The sequence below is a fragment of the Reyranella sp. genome, from assembly GCF_052439685.1.
Taxonomy (GTDB): domain Bacteria; phylum Pseudomonadota; class Alphaproteobacteria; order Reyranellales; family Reyranellaceae; genus Reyranella.
Window position 1 is genome coordinate 22063 of sequence record NZ_JBQVQG010000007.1, and the last position, 7702, is coordinate 29764.

Annotated in this window: 5 protein-coding genes and 1 pseudogene; 4 read left to right on the top strand and 2 right to left on the bottom strand. The window is 68.2% G+C overall.

Translation table 11 applies throughout. The annotated features are described in order from the left end of the window. Positions 1 to 127: 127 nt before the first annotated feature. Positions 128 to 1018, bottom strand: coding sequence for a LysR family transcriptional regulator (locus ACT6UX_RS11305; RefSeq protein WP_444775253.1), 891 nt, complete (start codon positions 1016 to 1018; stop codon positions 128 to 130). Between the two features lie 105 nt (positions 1019 to 1123). On the opposite strand from ACT6UX_RS11305, the gene ACT6UX_RS11310 reads away from it, so the two are divergent. The 4 genes and pseudogenes from ACT6UX_RS11310 to ACT6UX_RS11325 all read left to right on the top strand — a co-directional run bounded on the left by ACT6UX_RS11310 (position 1124) and on the right by ACT6UX_RS11325 (position 7090). Next, on the top strand, positions 1124 to 2689 hold the full coding sequence (locus ACT6UX_RS11310; RefSeq protein WP_444775254.1) for a proton-conducting transporter transmembrane domain-containing protein: 1566 nt from the start codon (positions 1124 to 1126) through the stop codon (positions 2687 to 2689). Between the two features lie 28 nt (positions 2690 to 2717). Next, positions 2718 to 5153, top strand: a complete 2436-nt coding sequence (locus ACT6UX_RS11315; RefSeq protein WP_444775474.1) for a YbcC family protein — start codon at positions 2718 to 2720, stop codon at positions 5151 to 5153. Beyond that, positions 5150 to 6028 (top strand): annotated as a pseudogene (cysD, locus tag ACT6UX_RS11320) (sulfate adenylyltransferase subunit CysD). The gene ACT6UX_RS11315 and the pseudogene cysD overlap by 4 nt, the downstream one beginning before the upstream one ends. Before the next feature lie 375 nt (positions 6029 to 6403). Further along, positions 6404 to 7090 carry an ArsR/SmtB family transcription factor gene (locus ACT6UX_RS11325; protein ID WP_444775255.1) on the top strand — a complete coding sequence of 229 codons (687 nt, stop codon included), beginning with the start codon at positions 6404 to 6406 and terminating at the stop codon, positions 7088 to 7090. 311 nt (positions 7091 to 7401) lie between these two features. Here the strand turns inward: ACT6UX_RS11325 and ACT6UX_RS11330 are convergent. After that, the coding region (locus tag ACT6UX_RS11330; protein ID WP_444775256.1) for a tripartite tricarboxylate transporter substrate-binding protein at positions 7402 to 7702 on the bottom strand (301 nt) is incomplete at its 5' end.

Sequence of the window (7702 nt, forward strand, 5' to 3'; positions counted from 1 at the left end):
TAGCTGCCAGTTCGAAGAAGCAGCGCGCGCCAATATTTCTGGGACAGACGTAATAAGCGGCCGAAGCCTCTGCCCGGTTCAGTCCAGGGTAACGACCGTAGTTCCGGACCGGCGCGACTGGCTTGGCTCAGACACGTCCGGATCTGGGCGCCGGCTGCAGGAGAAGCCGGACGAGAGGATTGGGGAAACGCCGCGCCATGGTGACCGCGTAAAAGGTCTCGACGATCCCTGGCAATTGTTCGCCTTCCACCAGCACACCGGCCGCGATCTCGTCCTTGACCACAATTGGGGGAAGGACGGCCAGCCCGATGTCCTCGCGGGCGAGAAGACGCATCATCGCCATGTCCTCCACTTCCGCGACGATCTGCGGCCGGACGCCCAGGCGATCCGCCAGCGCGTCGAAACCGGTGCGCACACTGCTGTCCACGGTGGGCAGGATGATGGGGTGCTTCTGCAGTTGTTCCGCCATGCCGACCGCGGATCGCATGCGATCCGGCGTGCCCACCAGACTGACCGGACGCTCTGCAAGGCGATGGGTGACGAGCGGGGTCAGGGCGTCGCCCGGCGGCGCCTGATTCAGAAGTACGACGTCGAGGTTGAGCGCCTCGAGCGCGCGCAGCAGCTCGCCGGCGCCGCCGGAGCGAAGGATCAGGTCGATGTCCGTGCGTCCGAGCACCGGACCGAGGAACTCCATCTGGAAGTTGCGCGACAGGGTCGCGAGCGAGCCGACGCGCAGCGCCTGCCTCGCGGCGCCCGTCTGGCGAAGCGTGCCCAGCAATTCGTCGCCGGTGGCGAAGATCGCATCGGCATGGTCGAGGACGATCTGTCCCGCCTCGGTCAGATGCAACTGCCGCCCCCGCCGTTCGAACAGCGCATGACCGAGACGCTCCTCGAGTTTGCGAATCTGCACCGAGAGGGCTGACTGCGTGAGGTTCAGCCGCTCCGCCGTGCGGGTAAGGTTGCCGTCATGGGCAACCGCCCAGAAGTACCGCAGGTGGTTGTAGTTCAGCGACTGCATTTCGTTCGATTTTAGCGAACGATATCACCTCTACAATGCATTTTTATGAACTGTTCTGGCGAGCGATAAGGCGGGCGTCCCGCCCCTCCGATCCAGGTGACTACCTTGTCGTATTATCTACTCCCGCTCGGCGCGCCCGTCCTGCTGCTCGTCGCCACCATCCTCGGGCTCGTCCGCAGCGGCCGGCGGCCGCGCCTGGTACCGGCCTTTGCGGTGAGCGCGGCGCTCGGCGCGCTGCTGATCGCGATCGTGTCTCTCGCGCTTCTGGTCCTGCGCGGCGCCGGCACCAGCGGGCTGATCGGCTGGGGCGGCATCGGCCTGTCGGTCCGGCTCGACGCGGTGAGCGCCACGATGCTCCTTGTGGTCGCCTTCGTCGGCTGGATCGTCGTGCGGTACGCCCGCACCTATCTCGATGGCGAGGAGCGGCAGGGCTACTTCCTCGGCTGGCTGTGCGCGGCGCTCGCTTCCGTCCTGCTGCTCGTCCAGGCCGGCAATCTCGTCCAGCTGGTTGCCGCCTGGATCGCGACCGCGGTCGCGCTGCATCGCCTGCTCCTGTTCTACCCGGAGCGCGCGGCAGCCCGGCGCGCGGCGCGCAAGAAGAGACTGTTCTCGACCATCGGTGCCCTGGCCCTGATCCTCGCTTCTGTCCTCGTCTGGGCGAGCTTCGGCACGACCGACATCGCCTCCATCAACGCGCTGGCCCGGACCGGTGGCGCCTCGTGGGCCGGCATCGTCGCGGCCGTCCTGCTCGCGCTCGCCGCGGTGCTGAAATCGGCGCAGTTCCCGACCCACGGCTGGCTCACCGAGGTCATGGAGGCGCCGACGCCGGTCTCGGCCCTGCTGCATGCCGGCGTGATCAATGCCGGCGGCTTCCTGCTGATCCGCTTTGCCGACCTGATACTGTCCGCCCCCGGTGTCCTCGCGGTGCTGGCGATGGTGGGCGGCTTCACGGCGCTGTTCGGTGCGCTCGTCATGCTGACCCAGCCGGCGGTCAAGACCTCGCTCGCCTGGTCGACGGTCGCGCAGATGGGCTTCATGGTGCTGCAATGCGGGCTCGCGCTGTTCCCGCTGGCGCTGCTCCACATCGTCGCCCACTCGCTCTACAAGGCGCACGCCTTCCTCGCCTCCGGCGGCGCCGTCGAGCAGGTGGCTGCCATCCGCCGCCCGGGGCCGGTCGCCGTTCCAAACGGGCTTGCCGTGGGCCGCGCCTTCCTGATCGCGCTGGCGATCTATGCCGCGATCGGCACGGCGTTCGGCCTCGTCTTCGGGTTCGACCACAAGTCGCCGCAGGCGCTGGCACTGGGCACCATCCTGATCTTCGGCGTCGCCTATCTGCTGGCCCAGGGGCTGGCCGACGCGGCGCCCCGTCAACTGACCCGCAGAACCGCGCTCTACGCCAGCGCCGCCGCGGTTGGGTACTTCGCGCTCCATTCCGCGGCCGAATGGCTGACCGCCGGAGTCCTACCCGCGACGCCGGCGCCTGGCCGTCTCGAATGGACCCTGATGGCGCTCGCGGTCCTGACCTTCGGGCTGGTGGCGGTCGCCCAGGCTCTCTTTCCGCTCTGGGCGACGCACCCCGCCGCCACGGGACTGCGCGTCCACCTTTCCAACGGCCTCTACGTCAACGCCACGATCGATCGGCTGCTCGGCGGCTGGTCGAAGGCGTCGTGACCCCATGAACGCAAGGACCAAGACCATGATGACGAACGCGACCCAGTCCTGGCCCCTGCCTCCCGCCGCAATCTCGCTGGCCGCCGACCGGGCGGCGCGCGCTATCCCCCCTCTCTGGCCGCTCGCGTCGAGCGTCGCCGTGAATCCGTTTCTCGGCCAGACCGGCGAACCGCTGGCGACCGCGGCCGCGCGCCTGCGGCGCACCGCCGGCATCGCCCTGACCATGCCCCGGAGCTGGTACGCGGCGCGGCTGCGGTCGGGCGAGATCGCCGACGAAGACCTGCAGGCCGCCTTCGACGCGGCGCCCGCCGGCCTGCGCCCCAAGACGCTCGCGGCCCTGAAGCAGGCGCTTCAGGCCAAGCGGACGACGCCGCGGGCCCTTCCGACGATCGCCGAGCTGGCGCGCGACGCGACCGCGATCGACTGGCCGCGCCTCGTTGACGACCGCATCAGCCACTGGGCCTCCGCCTACTACGACCAGGGACAGGCCCTCTGGGTCGGCGGACAACAGGCGCGCGGCGCCTGGGCGGCGTGGCGGGCCGTCGCCACGCACGACCTGACGCCGGAGATCGTCGGCCTCGAGGGCTTTGCGCAGGACGTGGCCGATGCCCCTGCCGATGGCGAGGACGCACTGATCGACTGCGTCTCCCGCCTCGGCCTCAGCGGGCCGGCGCTAGAGAGCTATTTCCACCGGCTGCAGACGACGCTCGGTGGCTGGGCCCAGGTCGCTCGCTACCGGCTCTGGCAGGCGGAGCTCGACGGAGGGAGCGACGGGTCGGTGACCGACCTCCTCGCCATCCGGATCACCTGGGAAGCGGCCTTTCTGCGCCAGTACGGGTCCGCGCTCGAGCCGCAATGGCAGGCCGCCATCGCGGCTTACGCCGAGCCGGCCGCCGCGACCCCGGACGATATCGTCGACACGATCCTGCAGGAGGCGGCCGAACGCGCCGCGCAGCGGCGGCTACACGCCCTTCTCGCCGCGACGCCCGCGGCGCCGGCGGCCCCGGGTCGCCCCCGGCTGCAGATGGCCTTCTGCATCGACGTGCGGTCGGAAGTGTTCCGGCGGGCGCTGGAGAGCGTCAATCCCGCCATCCGCACCTCGGGATTCGCCGGCTTCTTCGGCCTGGGACTCGGCCATCGGCGCTTCGCCTCTGATGTGGTCGAGGCGCGGCTCCCCGTCCTGCTCGCGCCGATGCTGCTCACCTGCTCCGGCACCGCGACTCCCGCAACGGAAAGCGCCGACCTGGCGGCGCGCATCGCGGCCCGTGCGCAGCGCGCCTGGGGCCGCTTCAAGCTGGCGGCGATTTCGTCCTTCGCCTTCGTCGAGGCCGCGGGTCCGCTCTATGTCGGCAAACTCCTGTCCGACGGACTCGCGCTGAAGCGGCATCCGGCGCCGAACGACCCGGCACCGCGCCCGGCCGAGACCCTGGACGGCGCCACGAAGCTGGCGATGGCCGCCAGCGTGCTCAAGGCGATGTCGCTCACCGACGGGTTCGCGCGGCTGGTCCTGCTCGCGGGACACGGCGCCAATGTCGTCAACAACCCGCATGCCAGCGCGCTGCATTGCGGCGCCTGCGGCGGCTACTCGGGCGAAGTGAACGCGCGGCTACTCGCCTCGCTGCTCAACGATCGCGAGGTCCGCGGCGGACTGCGCGCCCAGGGCATCGAGATCCCGGACGACACGCTGTTCCTCGGCGCCCTGCACGATTCGACGACCGACGCGGTCACGATTTACGCCGCCGACCACCACTCCGCGACCCATGCCGACGATGTGGCGCAGGCAAGGCGCTGGACAGACTCGGCCGGCCTGCTCGCGCGAGGCGAACGGGCGCTGCGCCTGCCCCGGGCCGCGCGCAGCGAGGACATCCCGCGGCGCGCCCGCGACTGGGCCGAGCTTCGGCCTGAATGGGGGCTGGCCGGCTGCCACGCCTTCATCGCCGCACCGCGCACGCGCACCGCGGGCCGCGACCTCGCGGGCCGCGCCTTCCTGCACGACTATGACTGGCGGCGCGACGAGGGCTTCGGCGTGCTGAAGCTGATCCTCACGGCGCCGGTCGTTGTCGCCAGCTGGATCAGCCTGCAATATTACGGGTCGAGCGTCGCGCCCGAGATCTTCGGCGCGGGCACCAAGCTCCTGCACAACGTCACGGGCGGGATCGGCGTGGTCGAAGGCAATGGCGGCCTGCTGCGGGTGGGACTGCCCTGGCAGTCGGTCCATGACGGCGAGACGCTGACGCACGAACCGCTGCGGCTGTCTGTGCTGGTGGAGGCGCCGCGCGAGGCGATCGCGGACATCCTGGCGCGTAATCCCGGCGTGCGTGCGCTGTTCGACAATCGCTGGCTGCACCTGTTCGCGCTCGACGATCAGGGTGGCAGGACCTGGCGCTACGCCGGCGACCTTCACTGGGAGGGCGCAACCGGCGCTCCGACGACTCAACACGAACCGGAACGGGTGCTCGCATGACCGACCTTCCCCGCCATCTCGCCGCGCTCGAAGCGGAAGCGATCCACATCCTGCGCGATGGCGTCGCCGAGGCGCGCAACCCCGTGCTGCTGTTCTCCGGCGGCAAGGACTCGACGGTGCTGGCCCATCTGGTGCTGCGCGCCTTCTATCCCGCGCGCCCGCCGGTTCCCCTGCGCCACATCGATTCGATCTGGGAATTCGCGGACGTGCTGGCCTTCCGCGACGCCTTCGCGGCCAAGCATGAAGTCTGCTCGTGCACGCGAACGAACAGGGCCGCGCCGAGAACATCAACCCGTTCGATCACTGCGACGCCTACACGACCGTGATGCGGACCGAGCCGCTGAAGGAGGCGCTGACATCCGGCGGCTTCGACATCATCTTCGGCGGCGCCCGGCGCGACGAGGAGGTGACCCGGGCCAAGGAGCGCATCGTCTCGGTACGCAGCGCCAGCCACGGCTGGGATCCGCGTTCGCAGCGCCCCGAGCCCTGGCGTGCCTTCAACTGGCGGCTCTCGCCCGGCCATACGATCCGCGCCTTCCCGCTCTCCAACTGGACCGAACAGGATTTGTGGCTCTACATCCTGGCGCGCCGGATCGAGCTGGCGCCGCTGTATCTCGCCCGCGAGCGCCCCGTCGTGAGGCGCGACGGACTACGGATCGTGGTCGACGACCCGGCGCGCATGCGCTGGCGGCCCGGCGAGGAAGCGCAGCGCGAATCCGTGCGCTTCCGCACGCTGGGCTGCTGGCCCGTGACGGCCGCGGAACCCTCGCACGCCGCCAGCCTCGCGGACGTGGTCTCCGAAACGCTCATGGCCCGATCCTCCGAGCGCCGCGGCCGGATCGGTCGAGAACCAGAAGCGGCAAGGCTATTTCTGAGGGATGTTCGGAGGAAGCGCACGGCATTGGTATTCGGAAAGTAATCAAGGGAGCCCACGAACAGCAATCGAAGCGGGCCGGCGCTCGCCGAGGAACTCGTGGGCCGACCGGCTCCGTCATCTCGTATCCATTCGGCGCAACCTTGAATCGGGCATCGGCATAATGACTGCTTAGGCGGTCTGAGCTGGCTGTCGAACACACCGGGACGCAATCGAACGCAGGCAGATACCGGCTGGTCAGGGCGGCGTGGCGAGCAACAGAACCTGCCGGTGCATCGAGCTGAGCCAAGGGTGTCCGGCCATGGGGGATTTCTCTCACCTCTGAGGCGTATGCTGGCTCGACGAGATTCATTCAATCAGTCAAGTGTTTGATTGAATGTTAAACCCCAAGACTGAGATTTTCGAACAGTTCGCCGAACTGGCACGCGTGCTGGGCCAGGGAAACCGGCTCGAACTGCTGGAGCACGCGGCGCAGGGCGAGCGTTCGGTCGAGCGTCTGGCCCAGCTCACCGGCCTCTCTCTCGCCAACGCCTCGCAGCACCTGCAGGTTCTGCGGCGCGCCGGTTTCGTGCGCTCGCGCCGCGACGGCAAGAGGATCCTCTACCGACTGGGCGACGGTCCCGTGATCGAACTGCTGGGCGCATTGCGGCGCTATGCCGAACACAGCCGCGCCGAGGTGCGCGGTATCGTTACGGACTACCTCAACAGGCTCGACTCGCTGGAACCTGTGTCGCGCGAAGCCCTTGTGAACCGGCTCGACGACGGCAGCGTGGTGTTGCTCGACGTGAGGCCCGAAGACGAGTTCGCACTCGGTCACCTGCCGGGCGCGCTCAACATTCCGTTTGCCGATCTCGAACGGCGGCTCGCCGAACTGCCGAAGGATACGCAGATCGTTGCCTACTGCCGCGGCCCCTACTGCGTGCTGTCGTTCGAGGCCGTCGCCGCGTTGCGCACCAAGGGCTACGATATCAAGCGGCTGGAGGATGGCTATCCGGAGTGGAAGGCGGCGGGTTTCCCAACCGGGCCCACAATGAAAAGGCAACAGCCGGCTTCTCGGCCCTGATGGTGCAACAGTCCGTGACTTACCTAATCGGGGGGCCACAGAAGCGCAGGGATTGCCGCGACGCTTTCAAGCATGACCGCAAATGCCGAAAGCATGGGCCGTCCATGATCGGCACAGCCCCCACGATCGGGCGTCGCTTGTGCGGCGATCAGCGAGCCCGAAGGTGATGCCATCTTTATCTATATCACTAGGTCCATAGTTCCTCTTTCTGCTGTTCACCAATAACCTCGACCGTACAATCAAGGCTAAGAGAAGTGCTCAACGCTTGCTCAGCGTTGTCACTGTACGTTCCCAACGTTCGAGATCCCGATTCAGGAACTGAATGAAATCTTTCGTCCGAGGAGTGCAGTTTCGCCACCGGCAGTGGCCGCGGTCGCCTGAACGTCCGGATCCAACGAGGCTGCCCGCGCAGCCTCGGTAACAGCCTCGATTATGGCAGCAGGAGTACCTGTGGGAGCGTGCAGGCCGTACCAACTGAGAACAATTGTGTCGGGGTAGCCCGCCTCCTCCGTTGTCGGCACCATTGGCAACAGCTTTGAGCGCTCCTCGCTGGCAGTGGCCAGCGCCCGAAGCTTGCCAGCCTCCAACATCCCCTTTGCAGCAGCCAGCGGC

Bases quoted from the DNA above. Each gene is read 5' to 3' on its own strand.
- ACT6UX_RS11325 (WP_444775255.1), top strand. From the start codon at position 6,404: ATGTTAAACCCCAAGACTGAGATTTTCGAACAGTTCGCCGAACTGGCA.
- ACT6UX_RS11305 (WP_444775253.1), bottom strand. From the start codon at position 1,018: ATGCAGTCGCTGAACTACAACCACCTGCGGTACTTCTGGGCGGTTGCC.
- ACT6UX_RS11315 (WP_444775474.1), top strand. From the start codon at position 2,718: ATGACGAACGCGACCCAGTCCTGGCCCCTGCCTCCCGCCGCAATCTCG.